Source organism: Arthrobacter sp. B1805, assembly GCF_002929745.1.
Lineage (GTDB): Bacteria > Actinomycetota > Actinomycetes > Actinomycetales > Micrococcaceae > Arthrobacter_D.
The window spans coordinates 12,262-36,289 of the sequence record NZ_PJIQ01000010.1; the positions used below are offsets into that span (position 1 = coordinate 12,262).

The window sequence follows — 24,028 nt, forward strand, 5'->3', positions numbered from 1 at the left end:
GCTATGGATTCGATTTCACGCCCAGACGACGTCGCGCCGATCTCGTACACCGAACTGGCGCCGTCGGGTGCGCCTGCTCGGTGGATCGTCCTCGTGCACGGGGGTGGTGTCTCGAAGGAGTGCTATCTCGAGACGCCCGACGGCCGACAGGGCTGGGCGGCACGATTGGTATCGCTTGGCTACGGTGTGCTGGTGGTGGACTGGCTGGGGTTGTCCTATGAGGCGGCCCAACACGTCGATGATCGTGCGGCGTCTGCGCGGCTGGACTATGAGAGCGTGTGCCGAGGGATGGGCGTGTTCCTCTCTGGTCTCGGCCGGAACGTCGTGCTGGTCGTGCACTCGATGGCAGGTCCGATTGGCTTCCGCCTCCTAGAGACGCATGGCGATCTCATCGACGGGCTCGTAGCCGTCGCTCCGGGCCCGCCTGGAAATGTACAGGCGGTGCCCGAGATCGTGAGGGAGTCCGACCAGGAGGTCTCCATCCGTGGAGCGGCCATCGACTGGACCATCCCGAAGATGGGTTTCTGGGAACCCACAAGCGCCTTCGTGAACGACAAGGCCATCGGACCCAGCCGGCGGTTCCCCCGCGAGTGCATCGAGGTGTTCCGCCGCACCCTTCGGCCGATCCCGGCCCGGATGCTTTATCAGCGTCAGAACATCGGTGGGAGCCAAATGAGGATCGGGCCGACCGACGCGTTCACGAACAAGCCGATTCTCGTCTTCACGGGTGGAGCCGATACCGACCACCCCTCGCAGCTGGATCAGGACATCGTGGCCTGGCTCACCGATCAGGGCGCCGCCGTCACCTTCTGGTCGTCCGAACTGCCTGTTCTCGCTGGGAACGGCCACATGCTGATGGTCGAAGACAATAGCGACGAGCTCGCTGACGAGATCGCGCGGTGGATCACGGCGCTCTGACTCGCCACCGTATCGTCCCGGCCATTATTTCAGCCGACCCGACGTCCCCAACAGCGGAGGAGAACGCCAGTCGTTTCCTTCGTGTCACTCGAGGGAACGCTGTGCCAGCTCGTTGCCGACTACGACTTGGTCGATCGGGCCCTTGCTCGAACTCCTCATTTCATACGTCTGGCGATGGACTCAAGGGAGATGTTCGCCGACGGCCGCGTGCAACTCCAGGTCATCGGTGGACAGCTGAGGCGTCTGCCACGACGCATCGAGACGATCGGTTCGCAGCTCGAACGGAACGTTCGGGCTGAGCATAAGGATGTTCCGAGACCTCCAGGAACGCGGATGGATCGGTTCGTTGGTCGGGGAGCTGACGACCACCCTGGTTGGCGTGGCGCTTATCGTCGCTGCGGTGCTACTTTCGGTCTCGGGGGGTGGCCCCCAGCTCGCCCCGACGTCGCACTCCTACCGTTCCTAGGGGCGGGGTGGTCGGCCTCGCGGGCAGGCTCCTCGTGCTGAGGCCGCTGCGCACCTCCTTGATGCGCACCACGCTGATCGCCGGATCCTGGCAAACTATCCCGCGACGCGAATTCGCAGGGGGTGTCGGCGCGACTTTCGATCGACGTACAGTGCCGTCCGTTAACAAACGATCGGTTCGTGCGACCGAACTGTCGAACGCCTGTGCATCGCTGCGGCGAGTTCCTCATGGCGCAGTACCTGGGTTTCGCTTCCGGAAGAAGATTTCACGAACCCCAGCGACACGGTGTTGCGGTGACGTTCGACGAAAGAGAAGAAGGATGGCCCGGCGAATCCCAATCGCGCGAAGTCTCGCCTTCGAAATGACAGAAGCGCTCCTGTGCTCGCGCGTCGGTTACTTCGCACCTTCTAGGTGTGACGTTATCAATTAGGGTGATGACGACCGGTGACGGGTACCGGTACCTGCTGAACTCTGTCGTGTCCGGTGACGGCGACCGCGACGCCTCGTCTGTGTTGACGCGGTATTACGCGGAGGCCGGGACTCCTGGCTCGATGTAGCGCCGAGGGGGTCGCTACTGGTCGGTTCCGACGTTGTGTTCAACCCAGTCGCGCAGATGCTTCAACGGGGCGGCTGCGCTGTGTCCGAGGTCAGTAAGTTCGTACTCCACGCGAGCGGGAACCTCGGGGTAGACGGTGCGAGTGAGCAGGCCGTGGTCTTCGAGACGCTTGAGGGTCTGGGACAGCACCTTGGGGCTGACGCCTTCCAAGCGTCGTTTGAGTTGCCCGTTGCGTTGCGGCCCGTCTTCGAGCGCACCGATGGCCAGGGCGCTCCACTTGTTGGCGAGCAGGTCGAGCATGTCGCGGCACGGACACATGGCCGCGTACACGTCGTTCCGGTCGCACTCATCCACGGTCTGACTCATACGTTCATGGTATCCGATGGGTACTAGGTTGCCTTGACGGTAACCAGTAGGTCTGGGGAACCATAATTGGCATGACGGCTACGACTGCGATCGGATACGAGAAGAACCTCCCCGCCACCGACCCCGAGGCGCTGACCGCCCGCGAGGTCGAGGTGCCCGAACTTGGACCGCATGACTTGTTGGTCGAGGTCGAGGCGGTCTCGGTGAACCCGGTCGATGTGAAACTGCGGGAAGGCGCTCCTGCGAACGGGTTCAAGGTGCTCGGCTTCGACGCCGCCGGTACGGTGCGCGAGGTCGGCTCAGCGGTGACGCTGTTCGCTCCGGGTGACGAGGTGTACTACGCGGGCAGCATCGACCGGCCAGGTACGAACCAGCGCCTGCATGTTGTGGATGAGCGGATTACGGGGCGCAAGCCGCAGGTGCTGTCGTTTGCCGACGCTGCTGCGCTGCCGCTGACGGCGATCACCGCCTGGGAGACCCTGTTCGAGCGGCTCGCCCTTACCGAGGACTCGACCGGCACCCTGCTGGTGATCGGCGCGACCGGCGGAGTCGGATCGATCATGCTGGCACTGGCCGACGCGCTCCTGCCGAACGTCACCGTGATCGCCACCGCCTCCGACGATGAACGCTCCGCCTGGGTGCGCAACCTGGGCGCGGAGCATGTGGTGAACCACCGCGACGACCTGGCTGAGCAGGTGCTCGCCGTCGCGCAGGATGGCGTGGACTGGCTGTTCACCGCGCATTCCGCGGGGCAGATCGAAACCTATGCGCGGATCGTTCGAGCGTTCGGGCATATTGTCGCCATTGACGACGGTCCGCGCGACGTGTTCCCGCTCAAGGGCAAGAGCATCGCTTGGCACTGGGAACTGATGTTCACCCGCCCGCTCAGGCAGACCCCGGACATGATTGAACAGCACCAGCTCCTGAACACTGTCGCTGACCTTGTAGATCAGGGCCGCATCCGCACCACGGCCACAACGACACTCGCGCCGATCTCACCGACCACACTCCGCGAGGCGCACGAGTTGGTCGAGAACGGCCGCACAGTCGGCAAGGTCACCGTCCACAGATGGGAGTAGACTGAAACCGCGCGCACGCGCATGTTCACAGGCGAGTGCGTTTGCAGAACCTCGGCTACGCACGGACGACGACGCTGGCCTTCACCGCCGCAGGAAACAACTTCGAGCTGGCCATCGCGGTGGCGATCGGCACCTTCGGTGTCACCTCCGGCCAGGCTCTGGCCGGCGTCGTCGGACCGCTCATCGAAGTCCCAGTCCTCGTCGCCCTGGTCTACGTCGCCCTCTGGGCACGCAAACGCTTTTTCTCGACCTCTCCCCTATCCGTCTAGTTCACTTCCTCTTTCAGGAGACTCCCATGACTACAGAAGCCACCAAGAAGCCCTCCGTCCTGTTCGTCTGCGTGCACAACGCCGGCCGCTCCCAGATGGCCGCAGCCTTCCTCACCACCCTCTCCCAGGGCGCCATCGAGGTCCGTTCCGCCGGATCGCAGCCTGCCGAGAAGATCAACCCGTCCGCGGTCGAGGCCATGGCAGAAGTCGGCATCGACATGTCCCATGAGATCCCGAAGGTCCTCACCACCGAGGCAGTCAAGGAATCCGACGTCGTCATCACCATGGGCTGCGGCGATGAGTGCCCCTACTTCCCCGGCAAGCGCTACGAAGACTGGGTCCTCGAGGACCCGGCAGGCAAGGGCGTGGAATCCGTCCGCCCCATCCGGGACGAAATCAAGTCCCGCATCGAAGGACTCATCGAGTCCCTGACCCCCGCCGCTAAGTAACCCACCGGATATCGAGGAGACTGCCAGTGAGCACCGAACAGCTGATCATCATCGGATCCGGCCCTGCCGGATACACGGCCGCGATCTACGCCGCCCGAGCCGGATTGAGCCCGTTGGTCCTGGCCGGGTCCGTCACGGCCGGCGGTGCACTGATGAACACCACAGAGGTTGAGAACTTTCCAGGCTTCCCGGCCGGGGTGCAGGGCCCGGAGTTGATGGAAGGCCTGCAACAGCAGGCCGAGAAGTTCGGTGCCAAGGTCGTCTTCGACGACGTCACCGAAGTGGACCTGACCGGTCACCTGAAGCGGGTCACCACCGGTGCCGGCGAATCCCATGAAGCGCCTGCGGTGATTCTGGCGACCGGATCCGCGTACAAGGAGCTCGGCCTGCCCGAGGAGAAGAAGTTCAGCGGGCATGGGGTGTCCTGGTGCGCGACCTGTGACGGGTTCTTCTTCCGCGATCAGGACATCATCGTCGTCGGCGGCGGGGATTCGGCGATGGAGGAAGCGACGTTCCTGACCCGTTTCGCCCGGTCGGTGACCGTGGTGGTGCGCCGTGACGAGTTGCGGGCCTCACGCATCATGGCCCAACGGGCGAAGGACAACCCGAAGATCAGTTTCGCCTGGCACTCCGCGATCACCGCCATTCATGGGGAGGCCAAGGTTTCCGGCGTGACGCTGACCGATACCCGCACCGGCGAAACCCGCCATCAGGCCGCGACCGGGATCTTCGTCGCGATCGGTCACCTGCCCCGGACCGAGCTCGTCGCCGGGCAGGTCGACCTGGATGAGGAGGGCTACATCAAGGTCGACTCCCCCACAACGGTTACAAACCTCACCGGAGTCTTCGCCTGCGGAGACGCGGTCGACCATAGGTACCGTCAGGCCATCACCGCAGCCGGCACCGGCTGCGCGGCCGCACTGGACGCCGAACGGTATCTCGCCGCGCTGGAGGATGCCGACAGCATCGCGACCGCCCTGGTCGAGGAACCCACCCACGCCTAGACACATTCATTGCCCATGCCATTGCTGAAAGAGGACACCATGGATTCGCTGACGAACCTCCCGGTTGCCGTGATCGGTGCCGGACCCATCGGGCTGGCCGCGGCTGCCCACCTGCTCGAACAAGGCCTGGAGCCGGTCATTTTCGAGGCCGGGCCCACCGCTGGTGCCGCGATTGAGCAGTGGCGGCACATCCGCCTGTTCTCCCCGTGGCGATACAACATCGACGCGGCCGCAACACGGCTGCTCGAAAGCACGGGGTGGGAGTCTCCGCGTCCGACGGCGCTGCCCTACGGCGGGGAACTGATCGACCAGTACCTGACCCCACTGGCCACGACAGAGCCAATTGCTTCCCGCCTGCACACCGGTGCGCGGGTCGTCGCCGTCACCCGTCAGGGCATGGACAGAACCCATACCAGGAACCGGGAGAACACGCCCTTTCTGGTCCGGGTCGAACACACCACAGGGCAGACCAGCGACCATGTGGTGGCAGGGGTCATTGACGCGTCCGGGACCTGGTCGACGCGTAATCCGCTGGGCGTCTCCGGCCTGCCGGCCATCGGCGAAGACGCGGCCACCAGCCGGGTGTCCTCCCCGCTGCCGGACGTGAAGGACAGGGACCGGGCAGCTTTCGCCGGCCGCCGTGTTCTGGTCGTCGGTGCCGGCCACTCCGCGGCCAATACCCTGATCAGCCTCAGCGAACTGGCCAAGGACGAGCCCAACACCCGGATCCTCTGGGTAGTCCGCGGACCCTCCGCAGCCAAGGTGTATGGCGGTGGGGACCTCGACGGGCTGCCGGCCCGCGGGCAGCTCGGCTCGCGGCTGCGCCGACTTGTTGAATCCGGGGCCATCGAACTGCACACCGGATTCAGCATCAAAGCCCTCCACGACGGAACGAACGGTGTGACGGTGGAGTCGGTGGACGGCCGCACGGTGCTGGCCGATGTCATCGTGCCCTGCACCGGGTTCCGGCCCGATCTGGGCATCTTGCAGGAACTGCGCCTCGACCTGGACCCTGCCGTGGACGCGCCACGTGAGCTCGGCCCGCTCATCGACCCGGAATTCCACTCCTGCGGAACCGTCGCCCCGCACGGGGCGAAGCTGCTGGCCCACCCCGATCAGGACTTCTACATCGTCGGGATGAAGTCCTACGGTCGGGCACCCACCTTCCTCCTGGCCACCGGTTATGAGCAGGTCCGCTCCGTCGCGGCCGCGCTGGCCGGAGACCGGGAAGCCGCGGACACGGTGCATCTGGAACTACCCGAGACTGGCGTCTGCTCCTCCGACGCCGGCACCAGTTGCGATGCCCCGGCGCCGGCTGCGGAAAGAGAGTCTTCCTGCTGCGGGGCCCCGGAACCGGTCCTCATCGGCATCCCGACCGGACTGGCCCATGGCCGCTCCGCGGACAACAACTAGATCAGGAGCATGTCATGACTCATTCCTCCCGGGGCCTCGGGTTGCAGGACCATACCGAGGTCCTGCACCGGATCAGTGAACGCCTCGCTGAGCGTTTCACCGGAGTCTTCGCCGCCGAGACGGTCGAACGGTACGTCTTCGAGTCCTACACGGCACTTGCCAGGACCGCGACTATCACCACGTATCTCCCAGCCACCACCGAGCATTTCGCCGCTGACAGGCTCACCGCCCTGGCCACCTCAAAGGGCATCTCGGTGTCCGAAGCCCCGGAAGTGCTTTTCGTCTGCGTGCAGAACGCGGGACGCTCTCAAATGGCGGCGGCGCTGCTGACAGTGGAGTCCAAGGGCAGTATTCGTGTCCGCTCCGCCGGGTCCATGCCCGCAGCGGAAGTCGACCCGAACGTCGTCACCGTCATGTCGGAGATGGGCCTGGACCTGACCAGGAACTATCCCAAGCCCCTCACCGATGACGTCGTGCGTGCCTCCGATGTTGTGATCACCATGGGTTGCGGTGATTCCTGCCCCATCTACCCAGGCAAACACTACGAGGACTGGGACCTCCCCGATCCCGCAGGAGAATCCCTTGACCGTATCCGTGGAATCCGTGACGCTATCCACGAAAGGGTCAAAGCCCTCACCACTTCTCTCCTGGAAAAGGATCAATCGCCGGCATGAACCAGACACCCACTCCCCCGAGCGTGCTGTTCGTCTGCAGCAAGAACGGCGGCAAATCCCAGATGGCCGCCGCCCTCATGCGCCAACTCGCCCACGGCGGCATGACAGTTCACTCCGCGGGAACGAAGCCCGGGAAGGCGCTCAACCCGCAGTCCGTGGAATCCCTGCACGAGCTCGGTGCCGACGTGGAAGGGGAATACCCCAAACCCGTCACCAAAGAGCTGCTTGAGAACGTGGATACCGTCATCGTCCTCGGAACAGAAGCGAAAGTTGAACCACTCCCTGGACAACGCTTCGAAATATGGGAAACCGACGAACCCTCAATGCGCGGCATCGAAGGAATGGAACGAATGCGACTGGTCCGCGACGACATCAAACACCGCGTAGAGCAGCTACACACCGAACTGACCTCCCACGGCCAGGATGCTTAACCGCTCCTAGTGTCACCCCAATAAGTCAATTCCCATTCCCTCCTGCGAGATCCACCTCGCCAGCTTTAGATAGGATGCGGGTTGTTGCACTAGGGGTGAGATCGCGTTTCAGTGCGTAGTAAAGCTCGCGAGTGACGAACCGTTTGAGGCTGCGAATGGCGTCCGCGGAAGAGTGCCCCTGGGCGCGTTTACGGTCGCGATATGCCTGGGATCGCTGGTCGTAGCGCAACCGACAGATGGTCACGAGGTAGATCGCACGGTTGGCACGGCGGTTCCCGCCACGGTGCAGTCTCATCCGGTGAGTTTTGCCGGAAGACACGGGTATCGGGGCGACTCCGCAGAGCCGGGCGAAGGCTGCCTCGCTCGGGAAGCGGTCGATGTTCTGCCCCGCAGTGACCAGGAGTTGAGCCACGGTGACGGGTCCGACTTGAGGCAACGCTGCCGTTGTTGGGGCGACCGCTTCAACAAGTTTGGTGATGTGCTTCTCGGTTGCGTTGATTTCAGCGGTCAGGTTGAAGATGCGCCGACCGAGTTCTCGGAGCGTGTATTTCACCGCATGATTGGGCTCGTCCAGACGGGTACTGTCTGGGCGTAGCGCGCGGGCTTGAGTGGCTTTACCCTCGAGGGTCTTAGCGTCGAGCTGCTCACGCATGCCATTCGGAGCGGTGATCAGCACGTCGCGTAACTGCACAAGGGCCGCCGACCGTGATTTCACGGCTGAGTCTCGCAGCAGGTGCAGGTTACGGATAGCTTCGACCGCGCCGGTAGTGTCCTTCGCCGGTGAGGAGCATTCGCCCGACATGACTTTTCGCGCCGCGGCTTCAGCGTCGATGGCATCGTTCTTGCCTGAGCGGCTTCGGGTAAGGCGGTGTCCCCGATTCACTTCGACAACATCTATGCCGGCGGCTAACAAATGACGAGTAAGACCTGCCCCGTAGGAGCCGGTGCACTCAACGCCAGCGGCGTTGATGATGCCGTAACCGGCCGCCCAGTCCAGAAGCTGCTGGTAACCGGGAAGGTCAGTGGTGAATTGCTTGTCACCCAGGAGGACGCCGTGCTGGTCCAGCACGGCAGCGTGATGCAGCTGCGAGTGGGTATCCACGCCAATCGTGACGGCGGTTACCGGCTGGGTAGTCGTTTCAGTCGTTGCAAGGCTCATGCGTACTCGTTCCTGTCCATGAAAAACTTCGGCGAACACGGATGACCGGGCCGGGCGGACAAAGCACTGAAGAGCCCTAATTCGCCACGTTCCTATCAAGTCACACCCCGTCCGGCCCGGTCGCCATAGGTGGGCGGCAGGGAAGGCGAGCCGACAGCTCTCCACCTGGACAGTTCCGGCACCGATGGTGCCGGTCGTCAGCTAGCGGGTAAGTCAGGAACGCTCCCTGCCACCTGTCACCCATCCTGCCTCAGTGCGCTAGCGGGGGAGGCCGCCGCGCCAACTCGGACACCGGCCGGGGCAGGGAACCCTGTGCGGTCCCCTGCCCCATACTCGTTGCTTACGGTCGGTAGGCGGTCTTTTCGTTTTTGACGCATTCAGCGAGCTGGCCGGTGTTCACCAGTTGGGTGAGTAGGTAGGCGAGCTTGCTCGTGGGGTCAGCTTTGCGGGCTTTGGTGAGGTACTGGGCGGCGATGGAGGACCGGCCTTTGTACCAGTTGATCCAGCCGAGGAACGCGAACAGGGGTGCGCGGGCTCCGGAAGGGGTATGCCGGAGCAGTTCGATGATGAGTTCCTGGACGGCATCCACACGGTTCCAGTCCGGGGTTCCTGTGTACTTGCCGAGGAACACGTCAGCGAAGGTGCCCAGGTCATCGTCTGCGCTGATGGTGTCTGCAATGATCCGGTCCCGCAGCGCTGGAGTGTGCAGGGCGGCGATGAGCTGCAGGGCGGTTTCTTTGTCCGGTTCGGCACCGAGGCTTTCCTGCCACAGTGCCCGGTTCTCGGTCATGACCGGGGCGGTCCAGTCTGTGGGGTCCTCGATCACCCATCCGGTGATGATGTCCGCGACCCGGTCAACGTTCGTGTCGTCGCCGGTGTAGTCGGGATTCGCGGCTGTTTCCCGTGTGGTCGTGGAGCCTTCGAACACCATGTGAGCGCTGAGTGCGCTGTCGGTGATTTCTTCCAGCGAGCGGGAGGTGCAGCAGTCGTCGTCGTCGCAGAAGTAGGTCATCCACTCGGTGGAGGTCACGAGCCAGCTGTCTCTGATGGGCATCCCGGCGGTGTCCAGCAGCTCGTCAATCACATTGGCGTGGTCGCCGTAGGGTTTGGTGCCGTCGATGGTCGCTCGGTCGGTGTAGACAGCGAGCAGGACACCGTCAGCGTGGACGTCGTGGGACAGGTAGCCGAGGACCGTCTGGGCGAACAGTGCCGGGTCTGTGTCCTGCTGGGGTACGTCAATCCGCATGGTGGCACCGACCTGCTTACCGCGCAGGGTCAGGAACACGAACGAATCTGCGGGGGTGAACCCGAGGTGGTGCGGGATGTAGGCCAGAATGTCGGCTGCGGATGAGACGGAGATGGGTGTCTTGCGCATGATGTGTTGCTCCTTTTCGCGGTGGGGTGAGGTGCTTGTGGTGGTCCAGCAGTTGGTCTCTCCCCCGTTGTTTTTGCCTGCTGGCAAGCTTGCTTGCTTGGTCCCGACGGAGCCGGGTCAACCCCGCAGGGGCAAGGAAACAGAAAGTCCGGCAAGGAAATAAGCGACGTAGGAGCGCCGTCCGGAGATTCTGGGGCCGCAGCAGCGCAGCTGTTGACCTGGTGGAGCGGGGCCACATAATCCGTAGGACAGCAGCAAAAAACGCCGTAGGCAGATCAGCGGGGACGGACGCAACCGCCAGGGAGCGGCCGGCACCGTACACAGTCCGGAGCGCCAGCGCAGGACCGTTTGGGTGGGAGGGCAGGTGAGGCCTGCTACTGTCTTCGTCGGGTAGTGCCCCGTCCGTTTGGGCGGGGCGCCCTTCCCTTGTTGGTTAGCCGGCTTCGGCGTACTGGGTTTCCTCGGCGATCAGGTCTTCCTCGTCCAGGTGCACGTCCTCGAAGGTTTCCGTGTCTTCTTTTGCGGTGTTTGCTTTGTCGGTGGCCATGGCGTGGTCGGTGATGATGCTTTCGACCTCGCTGAGGGTGTAGCCCCAGTCCTGGAGTTGGAACAGGTAGTAGGCGGCCTGTTGACCGGGGCGACGCCATGAGTCGCGGCTCAGGTCGGATTCGTGGGCGGCGAGCATCATGGCCAGCACCATGGTGTCGGGGTTGGTGCTGGTCTTGTCTGTGAGTTCTTTGTAGGAGCGGTAGCTGGGCTCTTTGACTCCGGCTAGCCCTGCTGCCAGTTCCTGCTTCTGCGCGGTGGCTTTGGCAACACTGTTGCCGTAGTTGGCCAGCGTGGTCGCGGTGAACCGTGCCCAGCCTGTGGGTGGGTTCTTCCGGCTCAGCAGGATCATCAGCCACTGCTGGCGTACCTCGGTCGAAGCGTCCCAGAGCTTGTTGTTCTTAATGACCTGTCGTCGTTCTTCCTTCTGTTCCTCGGTCATCGGCCCTGACTGGGTGCTGCTGCTCGGCCCACCGTAATACGGCTGCAACGTGTACCCGCTGGCTTCCCAGTTGGCGATGACCTTCCGAACGCTGACGGCGTTGTTGTTGTAGGTGACGGTGAGGACAACAGCGTTCGCGTCCTCCTCCGTTGCCGGGGTTCCATCTGGGCGGATTAGTGCGTGGGGGTACTGGTGTTCTGGCATCTGGTAGCCAGCTGCTTCGACCACTATCGTCCCGGCCTCTCTGTGCTCGACCGTGGCTTCGGCGAGCAACCGGAAGGTTTCGCGTTCATTGCGCAGGTACTGCACGGTGTGATCGAACCGGGCGGGTTCTTGATCGAGGGTCTCCTGCAGGCGCTCCAGGGCTTCGGTGTCGTCGCTGAACTCCTCGAGCGCAGCTGACTGTTCCAGCGTCCAGCCCTGGGCCAGAGCTCTCGTGGCGGTCTCGTTGGCGCGAACCTTCAACGCGGTTTCCACGGTGGTTTTCTTCGCCCCGGTTTTCCGGGCGATCTGGGTTGCTGAGACGCCGAGCAGGGACAGCTGGTGGAACGCTTCGGCGCGGTCGTGGTCGGTGAGGGCTTGCCGGTGATCGTTCTCTACAACCTGCTTGGCGAGCCTGTCAGCCTCTGTGAGGCTCTCCCCCACGTAGACGGGGATCAGTGGCAGCTTGACCTCCACGGAGCCGATGGTGCGCCTCTGCCCGTACAGGACGTGCACTCCCCCGCTCTCGGTGCGGTACGCGACGACGGGCTGGAGGACGCCGTGCTCTTTCAGTGAGGCGAGGAACGGCTTGTCGAGCTGCATGTCAGCGCGGACGTTCGCGTCAACGGTCAGAGTGGCTGGGTCGAGCATTTCAAGGACAGTCACGATGTTGCTCCTTTTCGCGGTGGTGGTGAGGTGCCTGTGGTGGTCCAGCAGTGGCCCTCTCCCCCGTCGTTGTTTGCCTGCTGGCGGAGCTTGCGGAGCTGTGCCTGACGGAGCAGTGCTCAACGCCGTAGGTGCAAGGAGACTGGGAATGATGGAGGGAACAAGCGACGCAGGAGCGCCGGAATCATTAGTGGGCTCCGTAGCCGGCGTAGCCGGTTGACGCTGTGGAGCAGGCACGTACGATCCGAAGGAATCTCAATGATGTTGTCAACGCACTATTGGCCTGCCGGCGAGGTGTCCCGACCGGTTGTAGCCGGGACACCCTCAGAGTTGTTAGCTGGTCCAACCGGGGTATGGTCTGCGGTCCGCGGCACCCAGCTCGGCTGCCGTGGCTGGGAGGTTTCCGGGACCGTCGGACTGGCCTGCCTTCCAGTGGAAGAACACTTCCTCGGTGATGGCTTCAAAGCACGCATCTTGGGAGCGGAACCAGTGCGCGTTTGTGTCGCCCTCTACATAGGTTCCGTAACCGAACAGCTCTCCAGACTCGTCACGGGTGCGGGCCACAGCGAAGACGATCAGCGGCCAGGCGCCGGCATCCCAGCCGTCGGATCCCCAGTTCGGCAGGGCTGACCAGCCGGTGCCTTCGAGGGTTTCCATCCAGTCGTACCCGTCCCCCATCCGGTCATCGGCGGGAAGCCCAGGGGCGGCGACGGTTTCGTTGGTGTCTATGGTGGTCGTGCGGGTCATTGCTGCAACGCTCATGGGTTCGCTCCTTCGGTTCATAGGCAGGGCGGGAAACCTTTGGTGATCAGCGGTTCTGGTTCCCTCTCCCCCACCATGTTTTTTGCCTGCTGGCGGAGCATCGCGGAGCTGTGCCCGACGGAGGCGGAGCCAACCCGTGAGGGCAAGCGGGCAGAAGTTCGGTAAGGAAATAAGCGACGTAGGAGCGCCGAACCGAAGTCCTGGACGCGCAGCCGGCCGCAGGCCGGTTGAACCGCCGGAGCGGGCACGTATGATCCAACGGACAGCAGCAAAAGACAAAGAACGCTTTACTGTCCGAGCGGACGCGAGGCCCGTATTAGTACAGGCAGGCACCGTGCCGAGCAATAGCCGGCTTCTCGGCCTCTTACATCATTTGGGTGCTGTTCTCCGCCAGCTCACGCTTCAATCGTTTGTTCGCGCCGTAGGCTGCGAAAGTCGCTAGAAGGGGCAATGCGGTCAGCGACACCAACCCGATGTTGCCGTGGAATATCGCAGCGGCAATGACGATCCAGCTCAGAGCCGCCGCATAGTAGACCGGAACGACAGCAGTCCGCCCCAGCACAGACTCGGACGCAGCTTCGCTCCCCCGCGTTCCATGAACTTGTTTCCGGCTGTAACGTGCAGCCCAGGTTGCCAGGGCGGTAATGATGAGTGGGAAGCTCAGCAAAAGAAGGGCTCCGTCGGTAATGATTCCCAGCGTGGCAAGTACACCGAGCCAACACAACGCCGCAACGAAGCGCGTAATGACGACCAGTTGCGCGGCCATGTTTAGTCGGGTCGGCAGCGGAATCGTGAGGTCACCGGTCTCGGCCATGACAGCTCCTTCACCACACGAGTTCCCCCAGATAGGAAAACTCCGTGGACCCATGAGAACACGAATACCCCGGACACACTAGCCCGCAGAACCCCCAGTGTGAAACCGCTATGAAGCCCGAGGCTCTGCTTCATCGAAAGGGGGAAATTCCTCCTCCGATAGCTCACGCCACCCGCGCAGGTGGTGCGGGTTTGAGCTCATATGTAGTTCCGTCGCGGAGCATGGCCCAAAGGACGTTGAGCCGACGTCTGGCCAGGGAGAGTAGCGATTGAGTGTGGGTTTTGCCCTCTGCCCGTTTGCGGTCGTAGTACGCCCGTGACGCGGTGGAACTTTTGAGGCTGGACATGGCCGCCATGTAGCAGGCCCGCAGGAGCCGACGGTCGTATCTTTGCGGTCGGTGGTGGTTGCCCCTGATTCTGCCGGAATCCTTGGGCGCCGGAGCCAGACCAGCGACGCCGGCGAGCCGGTTCACGCTTTCAAAGATGGTCAGATCCCCACCTGTAGCGCCGAGAAACTCCGCACCGAGCAGTGGGCCGAAGCCGGGCATGCTCAGCATGATCTCGGCTTGGTGATGTTCACGGAAGCGCTCCGCGATTTGTATGTCGAGGGCATCGATCTGGCTCTGAAGCTCGAGCACCTCCTGCGCGAGCTCAGCGACCATCGGTGCACCAACACGCTGAGCCGGCACCGTCGTGTACTGCGATTTCGCTGCATTGATGGCTCTTTCGGCCACATCGGCGCTGCTACGGGTTCCCTGGCTCCTGAGCCAGCTGTGCAAACGCTTCTGCCCGAGCCGGCGCAAGGCGTCGGGGGTCTGATACCGGGTGAGCAGCAACAGTCCGGCTTTGGACCTGCTGTAATCGAAGGCCTGTTCCAGGGCTGGGAAGTATTCCAGCAGCTGTGCCCGTAACCGGTTGATCGCGCGGGTGCGGTCGCAGGCCTTGTCCGTGCGTCGGGCTGTGAGGATCCGCAGGTCAACACTGATGTCATCTCCAGTACGAACTGGTTGCAGATCCCGGCGCATGCGGGCCTGGTCGGCGATGACTGCGGCGTCCTTCGCATCAGTCTTGCCGTCCCCTCGGTAGGTCCTTGAGGCGTGATGTACCGTACGGCCCGGGATATAGAGCAGGTGTTGGTCGTGGGCTGCGAGCAGGGCAATCAGCAGTGCGGCTCCGCCGTGGTTCAGATCGACGGCCCAAACCACCTCTCCCCCGTCACCGAGCGCAGCAACGGTGCAGATCAGTTCCAGCAGGTCCGACTCGTCATTGGCAATTCGCTGAGACAACACACGGTTTCCCTGATCATCAATGACGACACAGTGGTGATGGGTTTTACCGGCATCGATCCCGGCCCACAATTTCGGCAACATGGTCTCCCTTCATCGGCGGATGTGAAACCCAGCAGATAACCGCGCCGTCGTGTCCTTATCCAGCGATCACTTGGTGTCGCGTCTCTCAATCAGCGGTCGAGTCATCATGGAAGCGACGGGCGGCCAATCCTTCGAAGCCATAACAACCGTCTGGCACAGCAGCAAGAGCCATACCCATCACCCCTGGGTAGCCAAGACACTACAACTGCCCTGCGAACTACCTGCTCAACAACATAAGGACAGCAGCAAAACAGAACAGGTTTCCTGTCAGCCCGAACGCAATGAGGTCCTAATCAGTGGCGCAAGAGCCCCCATCCGTGATGGGGGCTCGGGAACTTACCTGGTCACACGTTCTTCTGCGGAAGAGCGTGTGATGTGCCCTCGCGCACGAGGCAATGGAGCTGGCCATACCCGCCAGTTCCTCGCCCTTGGTGGTTGATGCAGTCGGCTTCAGCAAATCAGCTGCCCACGGGCCGCCCTCGGCGCACTCCGCGGGTACCCTTCCTGTACCGCTCACCACCGTTGTACTTCTCCTCCAAGCGTTCAACTTCACGCTCCAGCACGGCGCAGATGAAAGCCGAGAGAGATTCGTGGCCTTCGGCTGCGGACGTATCTACGAATGCAGCACGCATCCTCTCGCCGAATTCTGGCGGCTCCCAGTACCCAGTCTTCTTTAGCTTCTTTTGAGCATTCTCGGAGACAGGCGCGGCGAGCGGCTGTTGTGCAACCTCCGGCTCCGGATCTGGTCTGCCCGGTGGCTCAGGTGCTGCAATAGGCTGCACAGGCTGTCCGTGCTGCTGCGTCAACCTCTCCGGTTCAGCCGCCGGTTCAGGGACAACCTCTGGCTCGTCCCTGGTACTTCGCACAGCGTGGAGGGTGGGTGCCGGCGGTGGCGGTTCGGCAGCTGCACCCATCTCTTCGACAACACTGCGGGAGGGCGCCTTCTTCATACCTTTGGGGCGCAGCTTCGCCAGCGGGTCCACCTCCCCTCCCCTTCTGGGGGCGGGATCAGGGCGGCTCATTCCCCACTCCCCTTCCAGATCAGCTGTGCAAGCTGCTCAAGATCGGACCTGAGGATGTTCGCTGCGGACCCGAATGATCTGAGGGGCTGGGATGCTGCTTGGGACCTGGCGAAGATTTCGCGGTCGGGCAGCGGCGGATCCAGCACGAGGTCGCCGAAGTCGCTGCGCACCTTGTTGATCCAGTAGGTCTGATCGGACCGGCCCTTGCGCTCCTTGTTGATGATGACGCCGACCAGCTCGATGTCCTCGTTCAGGTTCTCCTGCACCTCGGCAATGGTCGTCACGATCTCCGACAGTCCTTCGACTGAGGAGACGCGCGGTTCGGTGACCAGCACTGCATGGCTGGCGGCGGTCAGCGCGTTCACGGTGAGGAGGCCCAATGACGGCGGGCAGTCGATCAACACGATGTCGTACTCGTCGGCCACTCCCTTCAGTGCGATACGCAGACGGTGCTCGCGGGCCATCATGGAATCGCGCTCCCGCGACGCCAGGTTCCGCTCAGAAGCTATGAGGTCAACCGTGGGGTAGTCCTCTCCCCTGTCCGCTCTGGCTTGCCATTCCTCACCGGCCGGGATGATGGCATCTCCGGCTACGCCAGGGGCAATCTTTTGGTTGTTGTCCGGATCCCCATAGAGGACATCGTTCAGGGTGAACTCTGGCTCCGTTACCCCCATCGCCGACGTGGTGTTCCGTTGCGGATCAGCGTCGATCACTAGGACGGATTTGCCGAGCTTCTGGGAGAATGACTCGGCGAGCCCGGTGACGACGGTGGTCTTACCGACCCCGCCTTTCTGGTTGCAAACTGCAATGATTCTCGCCGGCATCTGCCAGTACCTTCCGTAGTCGCGCTGCGGTCGAGCCGAGACTGACAGGAAGCGTCCTGGTCAGGGACGAACCGGGCCGGCAAGACCGATTTTTCTTCACAGTAGCGGTGGCCGGCTGTTCCCAGTTCGCGCCACGCGGGACGAGGGAGTAATGGTAGTCGAACTTCCATTACTCCCACCGGTAGCTTTGGAAGTGTTAGTACCGTTACTACCATTGGAAGTCTCGGGGGTAACGGATGCAATGTACCCGTTTTTCTATTGGAAGCCTTACTTCCAATGTTCTTTACTTCCATTACTACCGTTGGTGGCTCGCACCCTCGACGAGAATGGAACCAATGCTTCCAACGGTCACTTCGCTGCCAATACTTCCATTGCTACCGGGACCCGCTCCGGTTGGCGACAGTGAAACGGTAGCTATGGTTCCATTACGTGAAACACTTGGAATAGTGCGGATTGGGTCGTTCCAAGGCCGCCACTTCTGGCAAGGAATCCGGGGCATACGGACGCAAAACTTCCATTACTTCCTGCGGCGACTCGCGAAGCCATTTTGCCAACCTGGCTTGAGTCCCGCCCCCTGCATCCTCACCTCGAAGCAAGCAGGTGGTGCGGTCCAATTACTTCCGATACTTCTATGACTACCTTTACTACCGCCGGAAGTTTTGGAAGTTCCGGGAGTATTACTACCGCAACTTCTATTACTGGCTGCAACCACTACCAATGTGAGTAATGGAACCATTACTCCTCTCTGGTCACCCATCCGGCCAGCTGTTCAGACCGTACCTCGGCCCTTCATCAAGATTCCTGAAGGTGGCCGGCTGGAGGCTGGCGACAATCCGCGCTGGGCTCGTCCGGTCCACGATGAGCTTGGCCGGCATGTGCAGCGCGTGGCGTTTCACTGACCAGGCGTTGCCTCAGTGAAACGCTCATCCGGATCTTCGGTAGTAATGGAAGTCTCGGTGACAACCTTAAATAGGTGTAACGGGACCGTTGGTGCCAAAACTTCCATTTCACCGAATGGTTCCATTGGGTGCCGTAGCTCCATGTGGAAGCTATGTTCAGTTTCGGAAGCTTCCGAAGTAGTGGAAGTTTTCCGCCGGTTTCATCAGGCACGGTGCCACATCGCGAAGGCATAGTGGGGGAGTGGAACCAATGTCACCGTTGTCAACAATGGTGGTATCGGAAGTAACGGTAGTTTTATCCGGTCAGACGGAACGCCATCTCCGAGAGCTCCCAATCATCGGGAGGAGGCTCAGCGAGATGCCAAGGATAGGAGTCGCCGGGGGAGAGGAGCGGTTGACCTTCGATGGCGCGTCCAGCAAGCCAGGAATGCCAGGCTGCACGTTCCTCCCGGTAGTGGGTGATTTGGGCAGTCACGGCGTCGATGACGCCCAAGTACTCGGCGAGCCAGGCCAGACTGCCGGACGGGTCGATTAACCAGCCGCGGTTGTCTGGACCGCCCCGGGATATCAGCTTCCAGGAGGCGAGGATCTCCAGCGCCTCAGTAACCGCGGTCCGGCTCAGCGCCGTTGCCTCCACCAACTGCGTGGTCGATAGGGGAGTGGGGGAGTGCTCGAGCGCCTCGTACACGAACGCGGACGGTAAGCCGAGTTCTCTGAAGGCTGGCCGGAGCGAGTGGAGTTTGCCGGCACGCCAGGACATCGCTTCTGCAGCGCTCTGAAGATCTGTCGGAAGCGTGAGCATGTACTGATCGGCATGGGTTCCCTTGGCTTCGACGACCTGAGTGATGAGCGGTTCGGGTTCGTGGCGGAGTGCCCTGAGATGGGAGGCCACCGTGGTGTGGTCCATACCGGTAGCTACAGCGATCGAGCGAACACCGAATTCAATGAACCTGCTGCCTGTCATATGCGCTGCGGCGCCCATGGCACGAAGGACCATCCTGCGTGCCATTCCCTGACGGCTGCCTCGGTAACGTACTTCGGCAATAGCCAGGGCATTGCGCCAGACCCGGATGAATCTGTGCTCGTGATCTGAACCAACGATAGAAGAACCCAGTACCCCCCCCCGCTGTGTATTTGGCTGGCTTGTGGGGTATTTACGGACATTGTTATCACCGTCCTTGTGGAGCTTCTGATTTGCTCTGACGTGTCCGATGGCTTTGTCCCAGTCGCGCTTGAGCGCCGTCGACCGGTGGGACGGCGCGTACCGAGCAAAGAACTGCGCAAGCCCTGGCCAGAGCCCCTGCTTCATCCGTCGGTCAACGTCCGTCATGGACAGCCCAGCGGCCGCAGCCGCGACCAGTACGGCCTGGCGCGCCTCGGAGGGTGAGTTGTACCGCGCGGTGTCGTACATCCCCTTGGTGGCGATGTCGAGCATCCGACGAGACATCCGGTTACGCGGACCGTCGATCTTCGCTCCGTCGTCGTCGGGCCTCTCATAGGTCTGTTCGAGCCGGAGCGCGCGCACACCGGCTATCTCCGCCCGAAGGTTGTCCCTGAGCGACTGGATCAACGGAGCAGCGTTGGGCCGGCGTGCGATGTCGTAGGCCATGGACAGGCTCATATCGAGAATCTGGTGCCCGCCGCGCTTGTGTACGGCACCAGGGGTGCGCATACAGCCGCGGTCAATGCTCTGGTGGGGCGACTTATCCAGGCTTCGGTATCGGGTGCCTATGGCTTCGACAAGCTCTCGGGCCTCATGGAAGGGCAAGCGTTCAGCGAGCGGGACGTAGATGTGGCGGCCGCCGTTGGGGGAATGGTCGGCGATCCAGCGGATACCGTGCTTGTATAGCCAGCTGGTGAAGAGGTGAACCTCGGCGTCCACCCGGTCAATGCCATCTACGGATGAGTCGAAATCGAAAAAGAGCGCTCGGCAGGTCCCGTCCTTGCCGAAGATGCGTACCGCTGCCGGCATAGTAGGTGCTTTATCGGTTAGGTCCCGCTCGTTGTGCAGGGGGTAACTCCGGCCTCCGTCTTTGGAGATGCGGACGCGCGGTTGCCCGGCCAAGAGTGGCGCGAGTGCTGCAAAGACGGTCGCGGGGTCATCTTTGACCAAGGCGACACGCGGGGCGCCCGTTTCTGAATGTTCTGGGCGCTCGAAGATGCGCTGCTGTACGATGAGGATGTTCCTTCCGATGAGGGGGGAACAGATAAGCCCTCGGACTTATCTGACGCAAATCCCGTGAGGGATCTGTACTGGCTTTTCACCTGGTCGCCGGCAAGCATTTAGGTGAAAGGCTGCAACTTCGTCATAAGAGGCCCGCCATGTGCGGGCCTCTTCATGCGTTAAGAGGCCACTGCGATAGGCAGTTCCTCCTGGTTATCCCGTGCGGTCAGATCGACATGCTGCAGGCGCATAGCCAAAGCAGACTCTATGAAGTCGGTGATGGTCAGACCCTCGAGCTCGGCTGCTTGTGCAACCTGCTCAGCCATACGCGTGGGAATTTTGCCACCCACGAACTGACGAGGTCCCTTGCTTGGGCGCCCGCCTCCGCGGGGATGTCCTGATGTGGCCATCGTCCATCTGTCCTTTACGTCAGTGCGTCCCGCCGACCTGTAGCTGGCCGGTGATTCGCGGGGCGGATCCTCATGAGTTGAGCCCCGTATTGCATTCCCTAGAAGGGCTGAACCAATTACTGTTTTCAACTCATGAGCAAAGTACCAAAGTCTTTCGCCATTGTGTGGGACCTTCGACAGCTTCTCGTGTCCGGATACTCCTGACCCCCCTTCCCAGTGGTGGCGCGGTAGCACGGGCCTGCTTCCAGCAGGAACCGTATACCTGCCCGCAGGCTCGAGCGAGGTTCCAATGTTAGTAATGGAACCAATACTGAAAACAGATAAAGAAACCTGCTGGCGTCCTGTTATCCGCCGGGGAAGTCGTGAAGTGGAAGTAATGGAACCCTTCTCACCTCGCCTCACAGGTTCGGCGCGCAACTCAGGCACCGATCCTGACCAACATCTCGGAACGACGGATCCTCTCCCAAAATATTGCCGTCTTCGGCGTGTCGCCATCTGGATGGTCTCAGTACTTACAATCCGTTCGCGAGTGCAGCCACTGGTGCGAACGATGGTTGGGAATGGGAAGGCTTCGCCGCGGATATTGCTGGCTGCCTCGCAGGTCAGCTTCGTTTCAAGCAGTACTGCCCCAGATGCATAAGTCATTGGCTCATGTCCTGAAATTGGTGTCCTACGACGTACCAACGTTCGTCGTGTTTTTCTAGGTAGATTGTGACGATTCGCTGGCCGGTGGCGGTCAGCTTTTCTCCGTCTCGGCTTTCCCACCGCCAGCTGACGTCATAGGCGCGGATTGCTTTGTCCTCGGTGACGTCTTCGGAGACGTCGCCCGGCGCCGGAACGATGGAGGGGGAGCTGTATGCCTGGTGTTGGGCCGGTTCGAGCCAGGAACCTTGGGCTGCGTTACGTTCGGGTTCAACCTGCTGGGCGGCCCAGTCCTCACTCATCAGTGGTTTGGCGCGGACGGCAGCTGCCGTCTGGGTGCGGTCGTTAGTGGTGTCCCAGGAATGGAGCATCAGCGCTGCAATCTCTGCCGTTGAATCAGCGTCGGTGCGGTCTGCGTCCGACGCTTCTATGAAGCTCCCCCCGCCCGGTGTGGGCTGGGCAGTCGCCGGATCGGAGGTGGCCGGGGCAGAGGTCTCGGGGGTTGCTCCGGCGCGGTCCTCGCTGGCACCGCAGGCGGTGAGTGTGAGGGGCAGGGCTAGGCAGATACCGGCGGCCGATCGGTATGCGCGGGAGCCTCTCACTGGGGCCACGCTCCTTTTTCTTTGAGGATCGGTTCGGGGTCGATGTTGTAGCCCTCGTAGGGGAAGACGAGGTCGGGAGCGTCCGGCGCGTAGATCTCTAGGTGAAGATGCGTCGGGACGGCTCCGAGATCGGCTTTGTTGCCCTCGGTCCCGATGACGGCGCCCCGTGTGAGCTCGTCTCCTTTGTGGACGGCGTAATCGTTGAGATGGCAGAAGGCGAATCCGAAGTCTGGGTCGTCGCCGTTTTCTTTGGCGATGACGCATCCGTCTTTGTGGTTGATTCCGGTGATGCGTAGGTCGGTTGGGGCGATGACGGTTCCTCCGTCGCCATGTCCGGCGCCGGGTGTGGCGATGTCCACTCCGACGTGGTTCTGTGCCCAGTCCGGGAGCCCTGCTACGTTGCGTTGCCCGTACCCCGACGTGAATTTCCCTCCGGGCAGGGGAGTGGTCCACTCTCCGTCGCCGAGGTCGCCGTCCCATGTTCTTGCTCCGATGGGTGCCTTGCATTCCGCCGAGAAGCTGCCTTGCGCAGTGTCCAGAATGCTGTTGACGTACTGCTGGGTCTCCTGAAAGGGGGGAATTCCCTGGTGTTCTCGTACCGCGCCGGGGCCGGCGTTGTACGCGGCGAGGGTAAGACGCACGAGGAGGTCAGCGTCGCCCCCGGCCAACGTCTGGACGTCGTTCATCAGGGCGGCCATGTAGCGGCCGTAGGTGGGTATCGCATCACGTGCTGAGAATGGATCTCCGCCGTTGCCGTAGCTGGCCCAGGTTGCGGGCATGAATTGCGCGACGCCTTGTGCGCCGGCGGGGCTGCGGGCGTCCTCGCGCCACCCTGACTCCAGAGCCAGCTGCGCGGCGACCACGCTGGAGGGAAGGCCAGCCGTTTCGGCGGCATCTTCAACGAGGGGACCCCACCCGTTGGGCACTGTCGGAACGGAGCCGTTCCCCTCATCGGCGACAACGCACGAGGCGCGCTCCAGCTTCTGTGCTTCTTCCTCCTCGGCGACGCTTGTGGTGAGGAGGACAATCGCCATGACTGCGGACACGGGCGCAGCTACCAGTGCGACCGCACCGCAGCCGAGAGCTTTCCCCCTGGACATGACTTCCTAACCCGTTGAGACCGTTGAGTTGTGGCTTGTGCTCGGCTTTACAGCTGATCGGTGAGGTCAGCGGTGGCTGACTCGTACGCGTGCCGGGTGGCGGGGTTGAGGATGTCGTAGTTGAAGGCCATGCCTTCCTGGAGGGACCGGTCGAACGGGACGACGGCGATTGCGGCGAGGCCGATCGCTTTGCCGTACTCCTGGAGCCACGCCAGACGTTCAGCGTTGGGCTGCGCCGTGTTGGTGACCACGAGAATGGACCGGGAGAGTTTGTCGCCGTGTCCTTCTGCTTGGACTCCCTCGACGGTTGCCTCGAGGAGCCGGCAGTCGTCGGCTTTGTTCTGCGCGACGAAGACGAGGGAATCGGCGACGTCGACGGCGGCGCGCCAGGTCGATGCTTGGGCTGAGTTGCCGGTGTCGAGCAGGATCAGGCTGTACAGCGAGAGTAGGACATCATGTGCGGCCTTGACGGAGTTACCGTCGACCCGTCGCCTGTCGGCTCCTTCTGGTGGGGATGCGAGGACGTGGATCCTGTCATCGCCCTGTGGCCGGACATAGCGGACGAGGTCGCTGGTACGTCGGGTTACCGATCCCAGGTTTCGGATCAGGTCCAGCGTTGTCCGGTCGTGGGAGCCGGCGAGAGCTCGTTCCCCGAGTGTTCCTTGGTTCTCGTTGAATTCACCGGCGAGGATGTTGCCGCCCCGGATCCGCCCGTAGGTCGCCGCAAGGTGGTAGGCGACGGTTGTCTTGGTGGCCCCGCCCTTGAGTTGGACGACCGCGACTGTGCGGTGCGAGTCGAGGGGACGCTGGATGCGGCAGCGCCGGTCGCGGTTGGCCTGTTCCGCGGCCGTAGGTGCCAGGTTGGTCTTGAACGCCGCGTTCATCCAGCCACGCCATCCCTCTCGGGCAGGGGTGAGCGCTTTCTCTGCAGGAATCTCCGGCCGCAACCGGATGCGAGGGTCGCCGGGTTCGACCTGAATGGCAGCGGGCACAGCGGCTGGTGTCACTGATGGAAGTGGTTCGTGTTCAGTTTCGGCGGCGGCCACCATTGGTTCGTTTCGCGCCGGGTCCTCAACAGTGCCCTGCTTGGCGGTGGGGTACTCATCAGGGGTAGCCACGTCCACGGCGACGCTGCCTGCAGAGGAAGTGTCCGAGTATCTGGCGGGTGCCCCTGATTTGGCCGCCTGCGGCGTGCCGCGCCGCGCTGCGCGCTTGGCCCGCACGGAAGAGTCTTCCACCACTGAACCGTCGACGTCGACGATCAGGAAAGACTCCGGGTTGGTGGGGGAGGAAGGGTCGATGGCTGTCACTTTGAGGGGCCGGCCGAGGTCCTTGGCCGTATCGGCGAGGTAGGTGATCGCTTCAGGCATGGAATCGCACTGTCGTTCGACTCCATCGATCACCAC

The 24,028-nt window shown here is 62.5% G+C and carries 21 protein-coding genes and 1 pseudogene; 8 read left to right on the forward strand and 14 right to left on the reverse strand.

What is annotated here, in order from left to right; translation table 11 throughout:
* The first annotated feature begins 3 nt into the window (after positions 1 to 3).
* Positions 4 to 918: an alpha/beta fold hydrolase gene (locus tag CXQ96_RS12010; RefSeq protein ID WP_024476680.1), complete on the forward strand. Its 915-nt coding sequence runs from the start codon at positions 4 to 6 to the stop codon at positions 916 to 918.
* A 1,037-nt stretch (positions 919 to 1,955) separates the two neighbouring features.
* On the opposite strand, the gene CXQ96_RS12015 is transcribed toward CXQ96_RS12010, so the two are convergent.
* Complete coding sequence (locus CXQ96_RS12015; RefSeq protein WP_024476679.1) at positions 1,956 to 2,306, reverse strand: helix-turn-helix domain-containing protein; 351 nt, start codon at positions 2,304 to 2,306, stop codon at positions 1,956 to 1,958.
* 71 nt (positions 2,307 to 2,377) lie between these two features.
* Here CXQ96_RS12015 and CXQ96_RS12020 point away from each other — a divergent pair, with 71 nt between their 5' ends.
* From CXQ96_RS12020 to CXQ96_RS12050, 7 genes and pseudogenes are all read left to right on the forward strand, one after another.
* A complete protein-coding gene (locus CXQ96_RS12020) occupies positions 2,378 to 3,385 on the forward strand; it encodes a zinc-binding alcohol dehydrogenase family protein (RefSeq protein WP_024476678.1) in 1,008 nt (335 codons plus the stop codon).
* A gap of 47 nt (positions 3,386 to 3,432) precedes the next feature.
* Positions 3,433 to 3,654, forward strand: a pseudogene (locus tag CXQ96_RS12025) (arsenic resistance protein); the annotation flags it as partial.
* Positions 3,655 to 3,680: 26 nt separating this feature from the next.
* Complete coding sequence (locus CXQ96_RS12030) at positions 3,681 to 4,103, forward strand: arsenate reductase ArsC (RefSeq protein ID WP_104118282.1); 423 nt, start codon at positions 3,681 to 3,683, stop codon at positions 4,101 to 4,103.
* Between the two features lie 26 nt (positions 4,104 to 4,129).
* Positions 4,130 to 5,107, forward strand: a complete 978-nt coding sequence (gene trxB / locus CXQ96_RS12035; protein WP_104118283.1) for a thioredoxin-disulfide reductase — start codon at positions 4,130 to 4,132, stop codon at positions 5,105 to 5,107.
* Between the two features lie 39 nt (positions 5,108 to 5,146).
* Positions 5,147 to 6,520: an NAD(P)-binding protein gene (locus tag CXQ96_RS12040; RefSeq protein ID WP_104118364.1), complete on the forward strand. Its 1,374-nt coding sequence runs from the start codon at positions 5,147 to 5,149 to the stop codon at positions 6,518 to 6,520.
* A gap of 14 nt (positions 6,521 to 6,534) precedes the next feature.
* Positions 6,535 to 7,194, forward strand: a complete 660-nt coding sequence (locus CXQ96_RS12045; protein WP_104118284.1) for an arsenate reductase ArsC — start codon at positions 6,535 to 6,537, stop codon at positions 7,192 to 7,194.
* The gene (locus tag CXQ96_RS12050) at positions 7,191 to 7,625 is read left to right on the forward strand and encodes a low molecular weight phosphatase family protein (protein WP_104118285.1); all 435 of its coding nucleotides are present in this window, start codon (positions 7,191 to 7,193) and stop codon (positions 7,623 to 7,625) included. The genes CXQ96_RS12045 and CXQ96_RS12050 overlap by 4 nt, the downstream gene beginning before the upstream one ends.
* Positions 7,626 to 7,650: 25 nt before the next feature.
* On the opposite strand, the gene CXQ96_RS12055 is transcribed toward CXQ96_RS12050, so the two are convergent.
* From CXQ96_RS12055 to CXQ96_RS12105, 13 genes are all read right to left on the reverse strand, one after another.
* Positions 7,651 to 8,784, reverse strand: coding sequence for an IS110 family transposase (locus CXQ96_RS12055; protein ID WP_258059092.1), 1,134 nt, complete (start codon positions 8,782 to 8,784; stop codon positions 7,651 to 7,653).
* Positions 8,785 to 9,124: 340 nt separating this feature from the next.
* A complete protein-coding gene (locus CXQ96_RS12060; RefSeq protein ID WP_104118286.1) occupies positions 9,125 to 10,159 on the reverse strand; it encodes a DUF4192 domain-containing protein in 1,035 nt (344 codons plus the stop codon).
* A gap of 433 nt (positions 10,160 to 10,592) precedes the next feature.
* Positions 10,593 to 12,014 (reverse strand): ParB N-terminal domain-containing protein, encoded by a 1,422-nt coding sequence (locus CXQ96_RS12065; RefSeq protein ID WP_104118287.1) that lies wholly within the window; start codon positions 12,012 to 12,014, stop codon positions 10,593 to 10,595.
* 333 nt (positions 12,015 to 12,347) lie between these two features.
* On the reverse strand, positions 12,348 to 12,776 hold the full coding sequence (locus CXQ96_RS12070) for a hypothetical protein (RefSeq protein ID WP_104118288.1): 429 nt from the start codon (positions 12,774 to 12,776) through the stop codon (positions 12,348 to 12,350).
* Positions 12,777 to 13,140: 364 nt separating this feature from the next.
* Positions 13,141 to 13,590, reverse strand: a complete 450-nt coding sequence (locus CXQ96_RS12075; RefSeq protein ID WP_104118289.1) for a hypothetical protein — start codon at positions 13,588 to 13,590, stop codon at positions 13,141 to 13,143.
* 163 nt (positions 13,591 to 13,753) lie between these two features.
* Entirely contained in the window at positions 13,754 to 14,959 is a 1,206-nt protein-coding gene (locus tag CXQ96_RS12080; protein WP_104118290.1) for an IS110 family transposase, read from the reverse strand.
* Positions 14,960 to 15,417: 458 nt separating this feature from the next.
* Positions 15,418 to 15,981 (reverse strand): hypothetical protein, encoded by a 564-nt coding sequence (locus CXQ96_RS19060; protein WP_219816130.1) that lies wholly within the window; start codon positions 15,979 to 15,981, stop codon positions 15,418 to 15,420.
* Positions 15,978 to 16,805, reverse strand: coding sequence for a ParA family protein (locus CXQ96_RS12085; protein ID WP_104118291.1), 828 nt, complete (start codon positions 16,803 to 16,805; stop codon positions 15,978 to 15,980). The genes CXQ96_RS19060 and CXQ96_RS12085 overlap by 4 nt, the downstream gene beginning before the upstream one ends.
* Before the next feature lie 1,194 nt (positions 16,806 to 17,999).
* Entirely contained in the window at positions 18,000 to 19,676 is a 1,677-nt protein-coding gene (locus CXQ96_RS12090; protein ID WP_258059093.1) for a MarR family transcriptional regulator, read from the reverse strand.
* A 371-nt stretch (positions 19,677 to 20,047) separates the two neighbouring features.
* Positions 20,048 to 20,194, reverse strand: a complete 147-nt coding sequence (locus CXQ96_RS18440; protein WP_181036444.1) for a hypothetical protein — start codon at positions 20,192 to 20,194, stop codon at positions 20,048 to 20,050.
* Between the two features lie 725 nt (positions 20,195 to 20,919).
* On the reverse strand, positions 20,920 to 21,291 hold the full coding sequence (locus tag CXQ96_RS18890) for a hypothetical protein (RefSeq protein ID WP_258059094.1): 372 nt from the start codon (positions 21,289 to 21,291) through the stop codon (positions 20,920 to 20,922).
* A gap of 227 nt (positions 21,292 to 21,518) precedes the next feature.
* Positions 21,519 to 22,622 carry a transglycosylase SLT domain-containing protein gene (locus tag CXQ96_RS12100; protein WP_104118294.1) on the reverse strand — a complete coding sequence of 368 codons (1,104 nt, stop codon included), beginning with the start codon at positions 22,620 to 22,622 and terminating at the stop codon, positions 21,519 to 21,521.
* Positions 22,623 to 22,669: 47 nt separating this feature from the next.
* Positions 22,670 to 23,992 (reverse strand): hypothetical protein, encoded by a 1,323-nt coding sequence (locus tag CXQ96_RS12105; protein WP_146070874.1) that lies wholly within the window; start codon positions 23,990 to 23,992, stop codon positions 22,670 to 22,672.
* Positions 23,993 to 24,028 lie beyond the last annotated feature (36 nt).

Bases quoted from the DNA above. Each gene is read 5' to 3' on its own strand.
- CXQ96_RS12070 (WP_104118288.1), bottom strand. From the start codon at position 12,776: ATGAGCGTTGCAGCAATGACCCGCACGACCACCATAGACACCAACGAA.
- CXQ96_RS12060 (WP_104118286.1), bottom strand. From the start codon at position 10,159: ATGCGCAAGACACCCATCTCCGTCTCATCCGCAGCCGACATTCTGGCC.
- CXQ96_RS12085 (WP_104118291.1), bottom strand. From the start codon at position 16,805: ATGCCGGCGAGAATCATTGCAGTTTGCAACCAGAAAGGCGGGGTCGGT.
- CXQ96_RS12015 (WP_024476679.1), bottom strand. From the start codon at position 2,306: ATGAGTCAGACCGTGGATGAGTGCGACCGGAACGACGTGTACGCGGCC.
- CXQ96_RS12010 (WP_024476680.1), top strand. From the start codon at position 4: ATGGATTCGATTTCACGCCCAGACGACGTCGCGCCGATCTCGTACACC.
- CXQ96_RS12040 (WP_104118364.1), top strand. From the start codon at position 5,147: ATGGATTCGCTGACGAACCTCCCGGTTGCCGTGATCGGTGCCGGACCC.
- CXQ96_RS12055 (WP_258059092.1), bottom strand. From the start codon at position 8,784: ATGAGCCTTGCAACGACTGAAACGACTACCCAGCCGGTAACCGCCGTC.
- CXQ96_RS12080 (WP_104118290.1), bottom strand. From the start codon at position 14,959: ATGTTGCCGAAATTGTGGGCCGGGATCGATGCCGGTAAAACCCATCAC.
- CXQ96_RS12030 (WP_104118282.1), top strand. From the start codon at position 3,681: ATGACTACAGAAGCCACCAAGAAGCCCTCCGTCCTGTTCGTCTGCGTG.
- CXQ96_RS12090 (WP_258059093.1), bottom strand. From the start codon at position 19,676: ATGCCGGCAGCGGTACGCATCTTCGGCAAGGACGGGACCTGCCGAGCG.
- CXQ96_RS19060 (WP_219816130.1), bottom strand. From the start codon at position 15,981: ATGAGCCGCCCTGATCCCGCCCCCAGAAGGGGAGGGGAGGTGGACCCG.
- CXQ96_RS12075 (WP_104118289.1), bottom strand. From the start codon at position 13,590: ATGGCCGAGACCGGTGACCTCACGATTCCGCTGCCGACCCGACTAAAC.
- CXQ96_RS18890 (WP_258059094.1), bottom strand. From the start codon at position 21,291: ATGCTCCATTCCTGGGACACCACTAACGACCGCACCCAGACGGCAGCT.
- CXQ96_RS12020 (WP_024476678.1), top strand. From the start codon at position 2,378: ATGACGGCTACGACTGCGATCGGATACGAGAAGAACCTCCCCGCCACC.
- CXQ96_RS12105 (WP_146070874.1), bottom strand. From the start codon at position 23,992: ATGCCTGAAGCGATCACCTACCTCGCCGATACGGCCAAGGACCTCGGC.
- CXQ96_RS12045 (WP_104118284.1), top strand. From the start codon at position 6,535: ATGACTCATTCCTCCCGGGGCCTCGGGTTGCAGGACCATACCGAGGTC.
- CXQ96_RS12050 (WP_104118285.1), top strand. From the start codon at position 7,191: ATGAACCAGACACCCACTCCCCCGAGCGTGCTGTTCGTCTGCAGCAAG.
- CXQ96_RS12100 (WP_104118294.1), bottom strand. From the start codon at position 22,622: ATGTCCAGGGGGAAAGCTCTCGGCTGCGGTGCGGTCGCACTGGTAGCT.
- CXQ96_RS18440 (WP_181036444.1), bottom strand. From the start codon at position 20,194: ATGGCTGAGCAGGTTGCACAAGCAGCCGAGCTCGAGGGTCTGACCATC.